The sequence below is a fragment of the Bradyrhizobium sp. U87765 SZCCT0048 genome, assembly GCF_018131225.1.
Taxonomy (GTDB): domain Bacteria; phylum Pseudomonadota; class Alphaproteobacteria; order Rhizobiales; family Xanthobacteraceae; genus Bradyrhizobium_A.
Map to the genome: position 1 here is coordinate 23,915 of NZ_JAFCMM010000006.1, position 15,839 is coordinate 39,753.

A 15,839-nucleotide genomic window follows, 5' to 3' on the forward strand; every position below is an offset into this window, starting at 1 on the left:
ATATAGACAGACAGGTCTGTCTAGTCAATAGGTCTTGCCTTTACGAAGGTGTGTCGGGCGAGGAGGATGCTGACGTTCGGCCCGACGGGAAAAAGCCCCCGCGACGGCCGGCGTCGCGGGGGCTGTTCGTCGTCTCAAACGTCAGGCGTGGCCGTGGCCATCCTCGGCGGGCACGGCGCCGTTGCCCTGTGTCACCGGCGGCGCGCCGATGGCATCGCTGACCGAATTCTCCAGCAGGGTCGATAGCGGGTCGGCGCCGGGCTTGTAGCCGCCCTGGCGCAGGATCTCGTCGACCATCGGCCGCAGCGCCTGCACCTTGAGGAGCTGGCCGGCGAGGCCGTCGCCGAAGCCGAGGCCGCCGCCGTCGCCGCCTGCGCCGCCGCCGAGCATGCCGCCGGTGTTGAGGATGCGGATGTCCTTGATGCTGGCGATCGGCTTGACCGCCTCGGTGATCGCGGCGGGGATGATCTCGATGCGCTTCTTGGCGAGCTCGAAGTTGATGATGGTCTCGCCGAGCTTGTTGCGCGCCTCGTTGTTGAGCGTGGTGACGGCGGCTTCCGCTTCACCCATGTCGCGCACGCCGGCGGCCTTGATCTTGTTGGCCTCGGCTTCGGCGGTGGCGAGCGTGCGGATGGCGTCGGCGCGGTCGAGCGAGGCCTTCTTCTCGGCTTCGGCGGCGACGATGACCTCGGTCGACTTCTTCTCGGCCTCCTTGCGCGCGGCGAGCACTGCGGTCTGGCGGTCGCGGTCGGCCACTTCGATGGCGCGCGCGGTCACGACCTTTTCCTCGGCCGACACCGCGAGGGCTTCGGCGGCCTTGGCGTTGGCGATCGCCTCCGACTGCTCCTTGCTCTTGTTGGCAACCGCGATCTCGTTCTCCTGGGTCGCGATCTGGATCTCGCGGTCGGCGTTGGTCTTGCGCTTGTTGACGGCGAGGTCGGCCTCGATGGTCGCGGTCTCCTTGACCTGCTTGGCGCTGGCCTCGCGCTGGGCGATCTGCTGGTCGGTCTCGATGCGGGCGTTCTCTTCCGTCAGCTTCGCGGTCTGCTGCGCCTGCGCCACCTCGGCGCGGGTGCTCGCCGTCTTGTTGGCGATGTCGCGGTCCTGGCTGAGCTCGGCTTCCTTCTTGGTGCGCTCGATCGACAGCGTCTGCTGGCGCGCTTCGAGATCCTTCTGCGCGATTGCCACCTCGTTGTCGCGGATGATGGCGTTGCGCTCCTGCTTGCGCGCCTCGGTGATCTTCTTGAGGCTGGTGAGACCTTCGGCGTCGAAGAAGTTTTCGGGATTGAAGAAGGTGATGTCGGTCTGGTCGAGCTTGGTCAGCGACACGGATTCAAGTTCGAGGCCGTTCGACTTGACGTCGGACTCGACCGCGGTCTGCACATGCTTGACGAAGTCGCTGCGCTTCTCCTGCAGCTCCAGGATCTCCATGGTCGCGGCGACCGAGCGCAGGCCGTCGACGAACTTGGCCTCGACCTGCTGGCGGAGTTTCTCGGCGTCGTTGGTGAGGTCGCCGAGCGTCTGCGCGGCGAGCGCGATGCTCTCGGCGTCGGGACGGACGCGGACATAGAACTCGGCGCCGATGTCGACGCGCAGGCGGTCCTTGGTGATCAGCGAGTCCTTCTTGCTGCGCTCGACCTGCAGGCGCAGCGTCTTGAGGTTGACGCGGGCCAGCGAATGAAAGATCGGCAGCACCACGGCGCCGCCGTCGAGCACCACCTTCTTGCCGCCGAGGCCGGTGCGCACGAACGCCTCGTCGCGGGTCGAGCGGCGATAGAGCGTCGTGAAGACGATGCCCATGACGATGATCAGCAGCACGCCGACCAGGGCGGGAAACGCAAGATCGAACATCGAAATGACTCCAGTCAGTTGACGGACGAAGAAGGAGCGCGCTTGAGATCCTCGGGCGCCGCGACGGCGACGAAGCGGGTGTCGTCGCGATCGACCAGCAGGACCGTCGTGCCCTGGGGCAGTGCCGCCGACGCCGGGGCGGCGCAGGCGGCGACGAAGTGCGGATTGCCGTGCACGTCGGTGACGCGGACGCGGCCGGGCAGGCCCTGGTCGAGCGGACCCACCACGACTTCGCCAACGCGGCCGACGAGATCGCCGAGTTCGACCGCATAGCTCTCGTCGCGCGGAACGATGCGGGCGATGAGGCGGCTCGATGCGCGCACCAGCGGCAGCGCCACGACGAAGGCGGCAGGGCCGGCGACGATCAGCGGCAGCGGCGCGGCGACGGTGCGGGCGATGTCCTGGATCAGGAAACCGGCGATCGAGAACAGCCCGAGCACCAGCAGCAGGAAGATCAGCAGCGGCACGCCGCCGACATTGAGCCAGGAGATGGCGGTGACGAGGCCATGGTCGCCATGGCCCTCGAAATCGACGCTGTGGCCGATCGCCTCGCTCAGCGATACGCCGATCAGCATCGAGATCGCCTCGATGCCACCGATCAGGAGGATCATGACTGCAGCAATGGAGAAGGGACGGACTTCAGGGGCGAGAAGGTGCTCAACGAACGTCATGGGGCGCCTGTGCAATGAGGGTCCGATTGGACCGGAAAGACGCAACCAAAGCATGAAACCAGAGTCGTGATTCGACCAGGTGGTGTACGTCCTTCATTTATGATCCCGATGACTGTGCCTTCAAGCGGGCCAGACGGCTGGCAATCTCTTGGTCGCGGTGGAGCGCGCTGAGTTCATCGATGCCTTGTGCCGATGCTACATGGCCTGCCGGTATCCCGGTGGTGCGGGCGATGACACGGCCGGCGCGTTCGGCCTTGCTGATGCTCCCGGCGCGCGGCGAAGCGGGGCTGGCGCGTCCCTCGGCGGCGGTAGCTTCGCTGGCCTTGAGATCGGCGAGGCGCGCCTCGGCGTCCTCGAGCGCCGAGCGCACCGCCTGCAGCGAGGTGACATTGGCCTCGATGCTGTCGCGGTTCTGCTGGTCGGCGCGCGCGAGCACTTCCAGTTGCGCCTCGAGGTCGAGCTGGCGCGCAAGGCCCGAGGTCGCGAGATCGTCTCGCCCGGCGTCGATCGCGCTGCGAATCTTGTCCGAGAGATCGGTCAGTTCGTGCTCGAGCTCGCCGCGCCGCGCCTTCAGGCGATATTCTTCGGCGCGGGCGCGGGCGAGATCGGCGTGCGCGGTCCTCTCCGCGTCCTCGATCTCGCGGATCGCCTGCTGCACGACCGCGACCTTGTTGGCGTCCTCGGCCTTGTCGATGGCGGCATTGGCGATGCCGGCGATCAGCCGGCCAACGCGGACCAGGATGGTATCGGAGGTCATGGCGGTCTCCTGTTCTGGCGGAAGATTCGGCGTGACGCCGAAATGGATCTCGAACGCGCCGTCGCGGCGCACGAGGTAGGCCGGCGCGTTGTGGCCCCAGCCGGGGACGTAGCCGGCGACGTCGAACGGCACGGCGATGCGGCCGAGCGCGGTGCCGAGCGTCAGCGTGGTCGCCGTCTTGATGTTGACCAGCTTCTCGTCGAGCGGCAGGCGCGGCAGCGGCGCGGCGCGATAGTCGAGGCGGTCGCGCAGGCCGAGCGTGACGAGGCGCGACGGCAGGCGGGTGCGCTGGCGGATCGCGTCATAGGCATGGGCGTGCAGGGCGACGAGATTGGAGCCGATGTTGTTGTCGCGCGCGATGGCGTCGAGCAGGTCCATCATCACCGCGTAGTCGTCGAAGGTCGCGGCGATGGCCTGCTGGCCGGCCGCGTCGGGCGCGAGGCGGTAGCGCAGGGCGTAGTCGGCGGTCTGGCGGGGCGCGGGCATGGAAATGATTAAAGCACTACTTTTGTGCTTTACAAGATCCGTGCTTCTATAAAGTTGTGCTGCGGTTGCGAAGCAACCAAAGAAATAACCCAGGACATAGCCCAAGGCATTGGTCTGGCTGGGAGATCGGTGTTGCGCTGGACGGAACCGAGGGGGCGCGAGGTCCGATCAGCCGGCCGCCACAGCTGTCGGCCGCCGGCGGGCAGGCCGCTCGTCGGGGCGCAGTGTCAGCACTGACACTCCGGATGCCGTCACCGCCACGGTGTGCTCGAACTGGGCCGACAGCGAGCCGTCCTGCGTCACCACGGTCCAGCCGTCGTCTTCGGTCCGCACCTCGCGTCGGCCGCGGTTGAGCATCGGCTCGATGGTGAACACCATGCCCTCGCGCAGGACGAGGCCGGTGCCCGGCTTGCCGAAATGCAGCACCTGCGGCTCCTCGTGCATCTGCCGGCCGATGCCGTGGCCGCAGAATTCGCGCACCACGGAATAGCCGTTGCGTTTGGCATGTCGTTCAATCGCCCAGCCGACGTCGCCGAGCCGCGCGCCGGGGCGGACCGCGCGGATGCCCTGCCACATCGCCTCATAGGTGGTCTGGACGAGATTGCGCGCCACGCCCGTCACCTCGCCGACGAGATAGGTCTTGCTGGAATCCGCGATATAGCCGTTCTTCTCCAGCGTGATGTCGAAATTGACGATATCGCCGTCGCGCAGCACGCACGCCGCCGATGGCACGCCATGGCAGACGACTTCGTTCACCGACGCGTTCAGCACGAAGCCATAGCCGTACTGGCCCTTGCTCGCGGGACGGGCGTCGAGATCATCGACGATGAAGCGCTCGACCATGTCGTTGACCTGTAGCGTCGACAGGCCGGCGAGCGGCGTGCGGTCGATCAGCCCGAAGACGGACGCCAGCAGGCGGCCGGATTCGGCGAGCAGGGCCAGCTCGTGCGGCTGCTTGGTCATGCCTCGCTCGTGGCCAGCGACTGGGCCGAAACGCCGGCGGCGCTGAGCTCCCGCTGCAGGATCTCGGCGAAACTGAGCGTCGGGTTGGTCTCGCAGAGCATGCCGATCCTGATCCAGTAGGCGGCCTGTGCATTGATCGAGCGGAACGACACCTTGCTCGCCCGGCGCAACTGGTCGTGCAGGTCGTCGTCGATGTTCACAATCCCCACGGGCCTCTCCGTCCATACGATTCGTATATATTTTATATACGAATCGTATGGAGGGGCCAAGAGGCTGCCGGGCCTATCAGGCCGGATCCGTCCGGCCCTTTTCCAGCGCGGCGCGGCTGTCCGCCGGCGCCTGCTCGCGCCGCGCCTCGAGGCCATAGTCCCTGAGGACGCCGGCGACACGCAGGCGGTAGTCGCGGAAGACGCCGCCGCGGCCGGCGGCCTGGGTGGCGCGATGGCGCGGCCGGTTGCGCCAGGCGGCGACGGCCTCCTCGTCGCGCCAGAACGACAGCGACAGCAGCTTGTCGGGCTCGGTCAGGCTCTGGAAGCGCTCGACGGAGATGAAGCCGTCGATGGTCATCAGCTCGTCGCGCAGCCGTGCGGCATGGTCGAGATAGTCGTCCTTGCGGCCGTCCGCGGGCCACACCTCGAAAATGATGGCGATCACAGCAACTCTCCCTCGCGTTCGCTCGTCGCCGCTGCGCGACGACCGTGTCCTGACGTGTGATAGCGCGCGGGCGGCCGGGTCGCTTCGCTCGCGCTCGAAGCATGATCGCGACACGCGCCGTGCGCCAGCGGTTGATTGCGCGCCCTGAGAATTGACGCTCGCATGGACGTCGCCGAGGATTGCAGCGGGCAGGGAAACGTCAATGGTCAGGACACTCGTCAGGCTTGGTGTCGTCATCGCGATTGCGGCGATCGCGTTTGGTGGCTGGTGGTTGGTGCATCGCCCGCAGGCCGTCGCGCTGATGCAGCGGCCGGTGTCCGCGGCGATCCTCAAGGACACGACGAGAGACACCTTCTTTGCGATGATCGCCGCGTACTGCCACAAGCATCCGAGCGCCACGGACACGGCGAGCTGCGCGATCTGTTCGCCCGAGACCTGCCCCGACTGCGGGTTCGGCCCCGAGCGCAGCGCGCTGGTCAGCGACTGCAATCCCAGCAGTTGGGACTGCGCCGCCAGTTTCGTGTTCGCACCGTTCACCGGCGGCAGCTGCCAGTTCGGCACCACGTCCGGGACATGCCGCTGCCCCCAGTCCGCGCCGCTGCAAAGGGGAGCCGGCACGCTGCAGCGCTTCGCGGCGCTGCCGCCGCCGGCCGCAGCCGGGCCGTTCTCGCCGCGCGTGATGCCCTGAGCCCTGTTCGGTCGGCGATCGCGTTGCAATCAATATGATGGTCGCCTGTCGCCGGCACGGACGGGTTGATGCCCTGCGGCGCTATCACAAAAATGATCTTCCAAATTCAGCTGATGGCTTGGTCATTTTATGCTGTTTTGATGCTTGATCGTGGAACAAAAAGAGCATTGATGCGGATGTTGCGCGGGAAAGGTCCGAAACCGGGCCGATCGCGCCCCCACATTTGCCCGAATTGGTTTTCATGACGGTTTTGCAACACAGGGACTTGCTGCATGACTGAACGCCGCTCGCGCACGCCTTCGGCACGTGGGAACTTTATGGATGAGGTTCGCGGGGCGCTGGATCAATTCGAGAAGCAGGAGCGCGAATTGCGCGACGACGGCGAGCGCCGTGCGCGTGAGGAAGTGCTGACGCGCATTCTCGAGCAATCCCGGTCGAAGCCGACAGCTTGATCAAACGCCGCGTGCGATCGGGACATCGCACGCGGCGTTTTGCGCCCTCATGAAACGACCGGCTACGCGCTGGCCGACTCCTTCCGATGATCGTCATGCCGCAGGTGACGGGCTCTCGTTCGAGGCGCCCGGAATCACGTGTGTCCGCGTCGCTGCGCATCCGCCGAATGGGGCGCGCGTCCGGGGACCATCACCGACATACGATATCGCGCCGCCAAAGCTGCGCCCTGCGTATCGCCTCCGAGGAATTTCGCGCCGGGAGGGGCCATCGCGGGCCTTGCCTCACTGATGTGGCCCCATCGACCGCTCCCGGCGTGCTGTTCGTGGATGCCGCTACGCGAACGCCCGAACGACTGCGTCCGCGATGATCGCGGCCATAAGACCCGGTGGCGTCATCCAGCACCTCCGACGGTTGTCGAGCGGACCGGCGTTGTGGCGACGCCGGTCATGCTCCTCTCAGGAGCGCGTGGAGAAGCAAAGCACATCGGGCAGGGGCGTCAAGAACGCAATGCTGACCCATGTTCCCGGCATTTCGCGCGCGTTCGCATCACGCGCGTTCGATGAAAAACGCCGCCGGAGTGATCCGGCGGCGCTGTATCGCGTGGCGATGAAGGGTGCGGCTTACTCCGCGGCGACCTTCTGCGGCGGATCGAGCGCACCGGACTTGTGCGCCTCGGCGACCTGGTGATCGGAGAAGCCGAGCACTTCCTTCAGGATCTCGTCGGTGTGTTCGCCGAGCAGCGGCGAGCGTGTCACCACGGTCGGCGAGTCCGACAGCTTGATCGGGTTGCCGACCGACAGATACGTGCCGCGCACAGGATGCTCGACCTCGACCACCGTGCCGGTCTTGCGCAGCGACTGGTCCTCGGCGAGCTCCTTCATCGACAGGATCGGGCCGCAGGGGATGTCGTCCCTGTTGAGGATCTCCATCGCCTCGAACTTGGTCTTGGTCATCGTCCACTGCTCGATGCGGCCGAAGATCTCGTTGAGGCGCGGCAGGCGCGCGGCCGGCTTGGCATAGTCGGGGTGGGTCTTCCACTCCGGCTCGCCGATGACGTCGCAGATCTTCTCCCATACCGGCGCCTGGGTGATGAAGTAGATGTAGGCATTGGGATCGGTCTCCCAGCCCTTGCACTTGAGAATGCGGCCGGGCTGGCCGCCACCGGAGTCGTTGCCGGCGCGCGGCACGGCTTCGCCGAACGGCACGCCTTCGCCATACTGGCTGTACTCGGTGAGCGGGCCGTGGGCGAGGCGCTGCTGGTCGCGCAGCTTGACGCGCGACAGGTTGAGCACGCCGTCCTGCATCGCCGCCGTGACCTTCTGGCCCTTGCCGGTCATGGTGCGCTGGTAAAGCGCGGTGACGATGCCGAGCGCGAGGTGCAATCCGGTGCCGCTGTCGCCGATCTGCGCGCCGGTGACCAGCGGCGGGCCGTCGCGGAAGCCGGTGGTCGAGGCGGCGCCGCCGGTGCACTGGGCGACGTTCTCATAGACCTTGCAGTCCTCGTACGGTCCCGGGCCAAAGCCCTTGATCGAGGCGACGATCAGCTTGGGGTTGATGGTCTGGATGGTCTCCCAGGGGAAGCCCATGCGGTCGAGCACGCCGGGGCCGAAGTTTTCCACCAGCACGTCGCAGCTCTTCATCAGCTCGGTGAGAACCTCCTTGCCCTTGGGGTTCTTGGTGTCGAGCGTAATCGAGCGCTTGTTGTGGTTCAGCATGGTGAAGTACAGGCTGTCCGCGTTCGGCACGTCGCGCAACTGGCCGCGGGTGATGTCGCCCACGCCGGGACGCTCCACCTTGATGACGTCGGCGCCGAACCACGCCAGCAACTGCGTGCAGGTCGGGCCCGACTGGACGTGGGTGAAATCGAGAATGCGAACGCCCTTCAGCGCCTGTGTCATGGTTCAGCTACCTCCTCAATTGGCTTATCAGTTGGTCGATCACGACGTCTGGTGTTCGTCATGGCCGGGCTTGTCCCGACCATCCACGCCTGTCTTCGCGGGCAGCGCTCCGAAGGCGCGGACCACCGGGATACGCCCGGTGATGACGCAGAAGGCCCTGGCGCGCGACGATCAGGCCGCGCGCCGCGCGTCCTACTTCTTCTTCAGCACGCTCTGCGGGTTGAGGTTGCCGATGCGGCCGCTCTCGCTGCCGGCGGTCGGGTCGATCACCGCGTTGATCAGGGTCGGCTTGCCGGAGTCCATCGCCGCGTTGACCGCGCGCTTGAGCTCGTCGGGCGTCGTGGCATTGACGCCGACGCCGCCGAACGCCTCCATCATCTTGTCGTAGCGCGCATCCCTGACGAACACGGTGGTGGCGACGTCAGTGCCGCCGCTCGGGTTGACGTCGGTGCCGCGATAGATGCCGTTGTTGTTGAAGACGACGACGCAGACCGGCAGGTTGTAGCGGCAGATGGTCTCGACCTCCATGCCGGAGAAGCCGAACGCGCTGTCGCCTTCCACCGCGAGCACCGGCTTGCCGGTCTCGATCGCGGCGGCGACGGCGAAGCCCATGCCGATGCCCATCACGCCCCAGGTGCCGACATCGAGGCGCTTGCGCGGCTGGTACATGTCGATGACGCCGCGGGCGAGGTCGAGCGTATTGGCGCCCTCGTTGACCAGGATGGCGTCGGGCCGCTCCCTGATGATGGTGCGCAGCGCGCCGAGCGCGCCGTGATAGTCCATCGGCACCGCATTGCTCATCAGCTTCGGCGCCATCTTGGCGATGTTCTCGTCCTTTTTGGTCTTGACCGCGCCGGTCCAGTCGGCGGGCGCGGGCGTCCAGTTGTCGCCCATGCCGGCGAGCAGCGCGGAGACGCAGGAGCCGATGTCGCCGACCACGGGAGCTGCGATCTCGATGTTGCTGTCCATCTCCTTCGGCTCGATGTCGATCTGGATGAACTTCTGCGAGCCCGGCTTGCCCCAGCTCTTGCCCTTGCCGTGCGACAGCAGCCAGTTGAGCCGCGCGCCGATCAGCATGACGACATCGGACTCCTTCAGCACCGTCGAGCGCGCCGCGCCCGCGCACTGCGGATGGGTGTCGGGCAGGAGGCCCTTGGCCATGCTCATCGGCAGGAAGGGAATGCCGCTCTTTTCGATGAGGGTGCGGATGGCGTCGTCGGCCTGGGCATAGGCCGCGCCCTTGCCGAGAATGATCAGCGGGCGTTTCGCCGACTTGAGCACGTCGAGCGCGCGCTTGACGGCGTCGGGGGCGGGGATCTGCGCCGGCGCGGCGTCGATCACCTTGACCAGCGACTTGGCGCCGGCGTTCGCTTCCATGGTCTGCGAGAACAGTTTGGCCGGCAGGTCGAGATAGACGCCGCCCGGGCGGCCGGACACCGCGGCGCGGATCGCGCGGGCGACGCCGATGCCGATGTCGGCGGCGTGCAGCACGCGGAACGCGGCCTTGCACAGCGGTTTGGCGATGGCGAGCTGGTCCATCTCCTCGTAGTCGCCCTGCTGCAGGTCGACGATCTCGCGCTCCGACGAGCCGGAGATCAGGATCATCGGGAAGCAGTTGGTGGTGGCGTTGGCCAGCGCAGTGAGGCCGTTGAGGAAGCCGGGCGCTGACACCGTCAGGCAGATGCCGGGCTTCTTGGTGAGGTAGCCGGCGATCGCCGCGGCGTTGCCGGCGTTCTGCTCGTGGCGGAACGAAATGACGCGAATGCCGGCGCCCTGCGCCATGCGGCCGAAGTCGGTGATCGGAATGCCGGGGACGCCGTAGATGGTTTCGACACCGTTGAGCTTGAGCGCGTCGATGATGAGATGGAAGCCGTCCGTCAGCTCCTGCTCGGCTGCCGGCGCTTCATCCTTGGCAACGGTGTTCAACATCGCGGCGTCTCCCTGGTCTTTCACGTCTTTGTGGTTGATGGCTAACTGAAGATCTCGTCGCCGTGCGCCTCGACATAGGCGGCAAGGCCGAGCGTGTGGTCGCGCGCCAGCTTCTCGGCGAGCTCGGTGTCGCGTTCCTCGAGGGCGGCGATGATCGCCATGTGCTCGGGCAGCGAGTTGGCGATGCGCTCCTGCCGGCCGATGGTGAGCTGGCGATGGCCGCGCACATGCAGCAGGATGTCGTTGGTCATGTCGACCAGCACCTGCGACTCGCTGAGGCCGATCAGCGACTGGTGGAACTGGATGTTCGCCCGCGAATACTCGTCGATGTTGTCCTGGGGCAGACGATCCTTGCTGAAGTCCTTGAAGAAGTTGCGCAGCGCCGAGATGTCCTTCTTGCGCGCGGTGGTGGTGATCAGGCGCGCCGCCATGCTCTCCAGCGCCGCCCAGGCGCGGATCATGTCGACCACTTCGGCCTTGCTCTTGCGCACCACCACGATGCCGCGGCGCGGCACCGTCTTCACGAAGCCATCCTGCTCCAGCATGGCGATGGCTTCGCGGATCGGCGTGCGGCTTACGCCGAGCCGTTCGGAGAGGGCGCGCTCGTCGAGCATCACCGGCTCCGGGGTGGCGTAGATATCCATCTTGAGAATCGCTTCCTTCAAGGCGTCGTAGGCCTTGGTCTTGAAGCTCGTCTCAGGCGCGATGCGCATGATCGGAATATCGGCGTCCACTGCCACGGCCGGCTGAACCCTGCTGCTGCTCTTTTCGTCACTCATGTGAATCATTCCCCCTGTCAGGTCTGAGGGAAGGATACCACGTCCTTGCATCTTATGTTCTTGGCATGCCAGATGCCACAGTGTCAACTTGCCTCGATTGTCAGCGAAGTCAAGCCGCAATTGCTCTTGACAAAGCTTGTTCTTGGTATGCCAAATGCCAGACGTAACGGATGCCGCTGCTGCCGCGGGGATTGGCCGGCAGCGGCGCAGCGGTGTCCGTGGTCGAAATCGGTTCGCCTGGGCGGTTCGCCGGCGGGACGTGCTCCCGTCCGTGCGGATGTGTCGTCGATCGCGCGGGGGAGAGGCCGTCCGCGGCTCGCGCGTCCCAGGCACCGCAAAACGGACGCCACAGGAGGACACCACATGGCTCAGGACGCAGCGCGCAAGATCGATCACGCAGACGACGCCAAACAATCCGTTCGCAAGGTGCTGGACAGGGTGAAGGCCGATGGCCGCACCAGCCTGACCGCGCCCGAAGGCAAGCTGGTCTGCGACGCCTACGGCATTCCCGTGCCTCAGGAGGATCTTGCCGCCTCGGCGACCGACGCGGCGAAGATCGCCGCCGGCATGGGCTTTCCGGTGGTGATGAAGATCGTCTCCCCCGACATCCTGCACAAGACCGAGGCCGGCGGCGTCATCGTCGGCGTCAAGACGGCGGCGGATGCCGAGAAGGCCTACGACACCATCCTCGCCAATGCGAAGAACTATAAGGCCGACGCCAGGATCGAGGGCGTGCAGGTGCAGCAGATGCTGGCCGGCGGTACCGAGGTGATTGTCGGCTCGATCACCGACGGCTCGTTCGGCAAGCTGGTGGCCTTCGGCCTCGGCGGCGTGCTGGTCGAGGTGCTCAAGGACGTCACCTTCCGCCTCGCGCCGGCGAGCCATGCGGACGCGCTGTCGATGCTCGACGGCATCCAGGCCCATGAGATGCTCAAGGGCGTACGCGGCGGCGATCCCGTCAATCGCGAGGCGCTCGCCGACGTCATCGTCAAGGTGTCGCAACTCGTCAGTGACTTCCAGGAGATCGTCGAGCTCGACCTCAACCCGGTGTTCGCCACCAAAAAGGACGCGATCGCCGCCGACGTCCGCATCGTCGTCGACTTCGACTACAAGCCGCGTCCGGCGCCGCGCTCCACCGAGGAGATCGTCGCGGCGATGAACCGCATCATGATGCCGAAGGCCGTGGCGGTGATCGGCGCGTCCGCCGAAGCCGGCAAGATCGGCAATTCGGTGATGAAGAATCTCATCAATGGCGGCTACAAGGGCGAGATCTATCCGATCCATCCCAAGGCCGATGAGATCCTCGGCTACAAGGCCTACAAGAGCGTCAAGGACGTCCCCGGCGTCATCGACACCGCGGTGTTCGCCATCCCCGCCAAGTTCGTCGCCGCGGCGCTGACCGAGTGCGGCGAGAAGAAGATCCCCGGTGCGGTGCTGATCCCGTCGGGCTTTGCGGAAGCCGGCGCGCCGGAGCTGCAGGCCGAGATCGTCGAGGTCGGCAAGAAGTACGACATCCGCCTGATGGGGCCGAACATCTACGGCTTCTACTATACGCCGGCCAATCTCTGCGCCACGTTCTGCACCGCCTATGACGTCAAGGGCCACGCCGCGCTGTCGTCGCAGTCCGGCGGCATCGGCATGGCGATCATCGGCTTCTCGCGCTCGGCCAAGATGGGCGTTTCGGCGATCGTCGGCCTCGGCAACAAGTCGGATATCGACGAGGACGATCTCTTGGCGTTCTTCGAGCAGGACCCCAACACCAACCTGATCGCGCAGCACTGCGAGGATCTGAAAGACGGCCGCGCCTTCGCGGAAGCCGCCAAGCGCGTCTCCAAGAAGAAGCCGGTGGTGGTGCTCAAGGCCGGCCGCACTTCTGCTGGTGCGAAGGCCGCCTCGTCGCACACCGGCGCGCTCGCCGGCAATGACAAGATCTATGAGGACGTGCTCAGGCAGTCCGGCGTCATCCGCGCCCGCTCGCTGCGCCAGCTCCTCGAGTTCGCGCGCGGCGTGCCGGTGCTGCCGACGCCGAAGGGCGAGAACGTGCTGATCATCACCGGCGCCGGGGGCTCGGGCGTGCTGCTGTCCGACGCGGTGGTCGACAACGGCCTGTCGCTGATGGCGATGCCGCCGGATCTCGATGCCGCGTTCCGCAAGTTCATCCCGCCGTTCGGCGCCGCCGGCAACCCCGTCGACATCACTGGCGGCGAACCGCCGATCACTTATGTCAACACCGTCAAGCTCGGCCTGTCGGACGAGCGCATCCACGCGCTGATCCTCGGTTACTGGCACACCATCGTCACCCCGCCGATGGTGTTTGCCCGCAACATGGTCGAGGTGAAGAAGGAGATGGAGGCCAAGGGCTTCGTCAAGCCGATGGTCGCCTCGCTGGCCGGCGACGTCGAGGTCGAGGAAGCGGCCGAATATCTCTATCAGCACGGCATTCCGGCCTATGCCTACTCCACCGAGCTGCCGGTTGAGGTGCTCGGCGCCAAGTACAAGTGGGCGCGCGGCGCGGGCCTGCTCTGAACGCGGCGCGGCCGCGCGTTGCGGCCGCTACCGCACCGCATCATGGATGCCGCCTCCGGATCCACGCCGATCCCCGAAGGCGGCATCCTCCGGCTTTTTGGGAAAGTCTTCGCGAAACGCCTGCAAATCCCGGCGCCGAACCGGGCGTAGTGTTGTGTGCGGCGACAGGTGCTCGTCATGCTGAGCCGAGTCATCAGGTGGGGACGCCCTTCGCCGGGCCTGCTCCTGCGAGACGCAGGCGTCGCCTGCTCCTCGGGAGAATGAGGAGAGAAGCCGCCCGCGCGGCCTCGGTGAGCTCCGGATCATGAGGGGCTGGTCATGAGGCGCTGCGAACAATAAGAGAATGGCAACGACAGAATTCAGTGCGAACTTCGCATCTGGCTACGGGAGGCAGGTGGCAATGACGACCGATGGACCCCGGCGCAGGCCCGAGCGCAAGATCGAACGCAAGGCCGAGCGCAAGCCGGTGGAACCGCGCGTGGCGCGGGAGGGCGTGGCCGAGCCGGACGCGGAGCCGCGCGACGGTGGCGTGCAGTCGGTCGACCGTGCGCTGCTGCTGGTCGAGACCCTCGCCGAAGACGACGAGGGCTACCGCCTGACCGATCTCGCGGTGCGCACCGGACTGTCGCCATCGACCGTGCATCGCCTGCTGACCACGCTTGAGAAGCGCCGCTTCGTGCAGTTCGACCGCGCTGAAGCAACCTGGCATATCGGAGCCAAGTGCTTTTCGGTCGGCACCACCTTCCTGCGCCGCCGCAGCTTCGCCACCCAGGCGCTGCCGTTCCTTCGCAAGCTGCGCGACCTCACCAAGGAGACGGCGAACCTCGCTGTCGTCGACGACGGCGCCATCGTCATTGTCAACCGTGTCGAGAGCCGCGAGATCATGCGCTCGGTGACCAAGGTCGGCGGCCGTGCGCCAATGGTCGCCTCGGGCCTCGGCAAGGCGGTGCTCGCGACCTATTCCGAGGACGACGTCCATGCGGTGATCCGCCGCCAGGGCATGCCCAAGCTCACCGCCAAGTCGATCGTCCGCGCCAGCGACCTCAGCCGCACGCTGCAGACCGTGCGCGCGCAGGGCTATTCCATCGACGACGAGGAAGCAGTGATCGGCCTGCGCTGCGTCTCCGCTGTGGTCTATGACGACCGCAGCGAGCCATTCGCCGCCATCTCCGTATCCGGCACCACCGCGCGCGTACCGACCGAGCGGCTGCCGGCGCTCGGCAAGATCGTGCGCGACGTTGCGCAGGAGCTCAGCGCCGCGCTCGGCGGGGTCATCCCGGTGGAGCAGGGACGGCTGATCACCTGAGGCATCGTTCAACGGTCGCGTTGCGCATGTCGTTTCGCTCACGCGGGCTGGATGCGTTCATGACGAATTCCTGCCGCGGAAAAGCGCGCGGCGCGTAGCCCGCAGGAGCGCAGCGACATGCGGGACGGACGGTGCGATGAAACCCGGGTATCGCTGCGCTCACCCGGGCTACGCTGGCGTCGTCACGACGATGGGTTTTGTTTTTCGCTGCGTTATCACCGGCCGGCGTGAAGCATCGTGCCGGTGATCCCCGGCGCCAGCATCGCGGTGCCTACGCGTCCCGCCGTGCCGGCCACATCCGTGCCAGCACATCGTCGCGCTTGACCAGCGCATGCCATAGCGTGGCGGCGATATGCACCGCGACCACGGCATAGACGAGGTAGGCGAGCAGGCCATGGGCGATCTCGCCGGCCTCGGCGATGGCCTTGTTGCCCGCGAACAGCCGCGGCCAGCTGAACGTCCAGAAGTATTTCAGCGAGTAGCCGCCGGCGGAGGAGAACATGTAGCCGGTGACGGGCATTGCGAACAGGATGACATAGAGCGCGGCATGGTTGAGCCGCGCGGCGAGGCGCACCAGCGGGCCGAATGATGCCGGCTCCGCCGGTACCGGGGTCGACAGCCGCACGATGACGCGCAGGATGGCGAGCGCGAACAGCGTGACGCCCAGCGACTTGTGCAGCTCCAGCAACTCGCGGCGCGGCGATGTGCCCGGCTCCTGCAGGCCGCAGTACAGCCCGATCAGCATCGCGACGATGAACAGGATCGCGGTCGCCCAGTGGATCTTGCGCAGCAGCGGAGCGTAGGTCGGCACGGACATGGCGGCGGCGAACCGTTGAAGGGTGGACAGGCGAGGCGGTCTCTGTAGGAGATCGGCCTCA

14 protein-coding genes are annotated in these 15,839 nt (G+C 66.4%); 4 read left to right on the forward strand and 10 right to left on the reverse strand.

Annotated features, from left to right (window positions below):
* Positions 1-141 precede the first annotated feature (141 nt).
* The 6 genes from JQ639_RS30290 to JQ639_RS30315 all read right to left on the reverse strand — a co-directional run bounded on the left by JQ639_RS30290 (position 142) and on the right by JQ639_RS30315 (position 5,382).
* Positions 142-1,851 (reverse strand): flotillin family protein, encoded by a 1,710-nt coding sequence (locus JQ639_RS30290; RefSeq protein WP_211963350.1) that lies wholly within the window; start codon positions 1,849-1,851, stop codon positions 142-144.
* A 14-nt stretch (positions 1,852-1,865) separates the two neighbouring features.
* Positions 1,866-2,522 carry an OB-fold-containig protein gene (locus JQ639_RS30295; protein WP_211963352.1) on the reverse strand — a complete coding sequence of 219 codons (657 nt, stop codon included), beginning with the start codon at positions 2,520-2,522 and terminating at the stop codon, positions 1,866-1,868.
* A 97-nt stretch (positions 2,523-2,619) separates the two neighbouring features.
* Positions 2,620-3,765 carry a PspA/IM30 family protein gene (locus JQ639_RS30300; protein WP_211963355.1) on the reverse strand — a complete coding sequence of 382 codons (1,146 nt, stop codon included), beginning with the start codon at positions 3,763-3,765 and terminating at the stop codon, positions 2,620-2,622.
* A 168-nt stretch (positions 3,766-3,933) separates the two neighbouring features.
* Positions 3,934-4,728, reverse strand: a complete 795-nt coding sequence (gene map / locus JQ639_RS30305; RefSeq protein ID WP_211963357.1) for a type I methionyl aminopeptidase — start codon at positions 4,726-4,728, stop codon at positions 3,934-3,936.
* On the reverse strand, positions 4,725-4,937 hold the full coding sequence (locus JQ639_RS30310) for a ParD-like family protein (RefSeq protein WP_211963359.1): 213 nt from the start codon (positions 4,935-4,937) through the stop codon (positions 4,725-4,727). Before JQ639_RS30310 ends, map begins: the two co-directional genes overlap by 4 nt.
* 76 nt (positions 4,938-5,013) lie before the next feature.
* On the reverse strand, positions 5,014-5,382 hold the full coding sequence (locus JQ639_RS30315) for an antibiotic biosynthesis monooxygenase family protein (protein ID WP_211963362.1): 369 nt from the start codon (positions 5,380-5,382) through the stop codon (positions 5,014-5,016).
* 202 nt (positions 5,383-5,584) lie between these two features.
* Between JQ639_RS30315 and JQ639_RS30320 the strand changes: the two genes are divergently transcribed.
* Together JQ639_RS30320 and JQ639_RS30325 are read left to right on the forward strand one after the other, a co-directional pair.
* Complete coding sequence (locus tag JQ639_RS30320; RefSeq protein WP_211963364.1) at positions 5,585-6,070, forward strand: hypothetical protein; 486 nt, start codon at positions 5,585-5,587, stop codon at positions 6,068-6,070.
* A gap of 272 nt (positions 6,071-6,342) precedes the next feature.
* The gene (locus tag JQ639_RS30325) at positions 6,343-6,522 is read left to right on the forward strand and encodes a hypothetical protein (RefSeq protein WP_211963366.1); all 180 of its coding nucleotides are present in this window, start codon (positions 6,343-6,345) and stop codon (positions 6,520-6,522) included.
* A 621-nt stretch (positions 6,523-7,143) separates the two neighbouring features.
* Here JQ639_RS30325 and frc read toward each other — a convergent pair.
* The 3 genes from frc to JQ639_RS30340 form a co-directional block, all read right to left on the reverse strand.
* Complete coding sequence (frc, locus tag JQ639_RS30330; protein WP_211963367.1) at positions 7,144-8,421, reverse strand: formyl-CoA transferase; 1,278 nt, start codon at positions 8,419-8,421, stop codon at positions 7,144-7,146.
* Between the two features lie 192 nt (positions 8,422-8,613).
* Positions 8,614-10,350, reverse strand: coding sequence for an oxalyl-CoA decarboxylase (gene oxc, locus JQ639_RS30335; RefSeq protein WP_211963368.1), 1,737 nt, complete (start codon positions 10,348-10,350; stop codon positions 8,614-8,616).
* Between the two features lie 41 nt (positions 10,351-10,391).
* Entirely contained in the window at positions 10,392-11,129 is a 738-nt protein-coding gene (locus JQ639_RS30340) for a GntR family transcriptional regulator (RefSeq protein WP_211963369.1), read from the reverse strand.
* 363 nt (positions 11,130-11,492) lie between these two features.
* Between JQ639_RS30340 and JQ639_RS30345 the strand changes: the two genes are divergently transcribed.
* Together JQ639_RS30345 and JQ639_RS30350 are read left to right on the forward strand one after the other, a co-directional pair.
* On the forward strand, positions 11,493-13,655 hold the full coding sequence (locus tag JQ639_RS30345; protein ID WP_211963370.1) for an acetate--CoA ligase family protein: 2,163 nt from the start codon (positions 11,493-11,495) through the stop codon (positions 13,653-13,655).
* A gap of 400 nt (positions 13,656-14,055) precedes the next feature.
* Entirely contained in the window at positions 14,056-14,961 is a 906-nt protein-coding gene (locus JQ639_RS30350; RefSeq protein ID WP_211963371.1) for an IclR family transcriptional regulator, read from the forward strand.
* Positions 14,962-15,232: 271 nt separating this feature from the next.
* Here the strand turns inward: JQ639_RS30350 and JQ639_RS30355 are convergent, their stop codons facing one another.
* Positions 15,233-15,778, reverse strand: coding sequence for a cytochrome b (locus JQ639_RS30355; protein ID WP_211963372.1), 546 nt, complete (start codon positions 15,776-15,778; stop codon positions 15,233-15,235).
* Positions 15,779-15,839 lie beyond the last annotated feature (61 nt).

What these genes read in the sequence shown, in the direction of transcription:
- JQ639_RS30340 (WP_211963369.1), bottom strand. Translation starts at nt 11,129, where the DNA reads ATGAGTGACGAAAAGAGCAGCAGCAGGGTTCAGCCGGCCGTGGCAGTG.
- JQ639_RS30345 (WP_211963370.1), top strand. Translation starts at nt 11,493, where the DNA reads ATGGCTCAGGACGCAGCGCGCAAGATCGATCACGCAGACGACGCCAAA.
- JQ639_RS30350 (WP_211963371.1), top strand. Translation starts at nt 14,056, where the DNA reads ATGACGACCGATGGACCCCGGCGCAGGCCCGAGCGCAAGATCGAACGC.
- JQ639_RS30325 (WP_211963366.1), top strand. Translation starts at nt 6,343, where the DNA reads ATGACTGAACGCCGCTCGCGCACGCCTTCGGCACGTGGGAACTTTATG.
- JQ639_RS30320 (WP_211963364.1), top strand. Translation starts at nt 5,585, where the DNA reads ATGGTCAGGACACTCGTCAGGCTTGGTGTCGTCATCGCGATTGCGGCG.
- oxc (WP_211963368.1), bottom strand. Translation starts at nt 10,350, where the DNA reads ATGTTGAACACCGTTGCCAAGGATGAAGCGCCGGCAGCCGAGCAGGAG.
- frc (WP_211963367.1), bottom strand. Translation starts at nt 8,421, where the DNA reads ATGACACAGGCGCTGAAGGGCGTTCGCATTCTCGATTTCACCCACGTC.
- JQ639_RS30290 (WP_211963350.1), bottom strand. Translation starts at nt 1,851, where the DNA reads ATGTTCGATCTTGCGTTTCCCGCCCTGGTCGGCGTGCTGCTGATCATC.
- map (WP_211963357.1), bottom strand. Translation starts at nt 4,728, where the DNA reads ATGACCAAGCAGCCGCACGAGCTGGCCCTGCTCGCCGAATCCGGCCGC.
- JQ639_RS30295 (WP_211963352.1), bottom strand. Translation starts at nt 2,522, where the DNA reads ATGACGTTCGTTGAGCACCTTCTCGCCCCTGAAGTCCGTCCCTTCTCC.
- JQ639_RS30300 (WP_211963355.1), bottom strand. Translation starts at nt 3,765, where the DNA reads ATGCCCGCGCCCCGCCAGACCGCCGACTACGCCCTGCGCTACCGCCTC.
- JQ639_RS30355 (WP_211963372.1), bottom strand. Translation starts at nt 15,778, where the DNA reads ATGTCCGTGCCGACCTACGCTCCGCTGCTGCGCAAGATCCACTGGGCG.